General features: G+C 42.9%; 1 protein-coding gene. It reads left to right on the forward strand.

Going from position 1 to position 1265, the window contains the following annotated elements; all coding sequences use genetic code 11:
* The first annotated feature begins 108 nt into the window (after positions 1-108).
* The gene (locus FC15_RS02610) at positions 109-1185 is read left to right on the forward strand and encodes an IS30 family transposase (protein WP_057823688.1); all 1077 of its coding nucleotides are present in this window, start codon (positions 109-111) and stop codon (positions 1183-1185) included.
* Positions 1186-1265 lie beyond the last annotated feature (80 nt).

Consider the following 1265-nt stretch of genomic DNA (forward strand, 5'->3'; position numbering starts at 1 on the left):
CGCGAATTTTATAATCAAGTTAGCCACCCATGTTGATTGATCAAAAAATGGTCAAAAAAAGACACCAAGACGAAAAATCAGGTATCATTGAAGTTCCAACACTAAACAATGAGAGAGGTTTTCGTCTTGACGCAACAACAGCTTACCACAAATCGTCAAAAGGGTCACCACTTAACTCAAATTGAACGTGGAATGATTGCTTCTCTACACTCCGAAGGCCATTCTGCACGCCAGATTGCATCTATTATCGGTGTTAGTCATCAAACCATTAATAATGAGCTTTCTCGTGGCACTATTAAGCAGGTTAAGAAGATTAACGGAGAGAAGCACTACCTTAAGGTTTATTGCCCTGAAGCAGCTCAGGCTCGCTATGAGGAGAACCGGTCCAATAGTAGACGTCCATTAAAGTTTAAGCAAGTCACCGACTTCCTAGCCTACTTTGATGACAAGTTTCACACGGAGCACTGGTCACCCGACGCAACGGTAGGATATGCTAAAAAGCACCGTTTATTTTCACCTCATAAGATGATTTGTGCGAAGACACTGTACAACTATATTGATGCACAATTATTGGAAATCCGCAATATCGATCTTGTGGAGAAAGTAAGACGCCGAATGGCTCATCATAAAACAACGAAAGTTAAACGGCTGGCCGGTTCTAAAAGTATTGATGAACGCCCCAAGAAGGTCAATAACCGTCATGAGTTTGGACATTTTGAAATTGATACCGTTGTTGGTGAGCGTAATGGTAGCCAGAGCGTCTTGTTGACTTTCACAGAGCGTAAAACACGCTTTGAAATAGTCTGCTTGATTGAGGGTAAAGACGCAGATTCAGTATCGTATGCATTGCGAAATATTGTTAATCAATATGGTGATATTATCAAGACCGTGACGGCAGATAATGGTACTGAGTTTACGACCTTAGAGACTGCACTGAATGGCATAGCTGACACTTATTTTGCCCACCCGTACACATCTTCAGAACGAGGCACTAATGAAGTTCATAATCGGATGCTTCGTCGCTATTTTCCCAAGGGGCAATCACTCGACATTGCCACTCCAAGCCAAGTTCAGATTGCTCAATCGCATCTGAACAACCTGCCTCGGCGAATTTTAAAGTTCAAAACACCAGCCGAAGCTTTTGAAAGAGAAGTCAAGCGTGCTCGCAAGGTTCATACTGCTTAGCTTTCTTCAATTGAAACTCACTGAAACCTTTCCGCCAGCTGTCTTCGCCTGCGCTGGCTAACTTGCACTTGCAATTTGCG

The sequence above is a fragment of the Lapidilactobacillus concavus DSM 17758 genome (assembly GCF_001435835.1).
In the GTDB taxonomy this organism is placed as follows: Bacteria; Bacillota; Bacilli; order Lactobacillales; family Lactobacillaceae; genus Lapidilactobacillus; species Lapidilactobacillus concavus.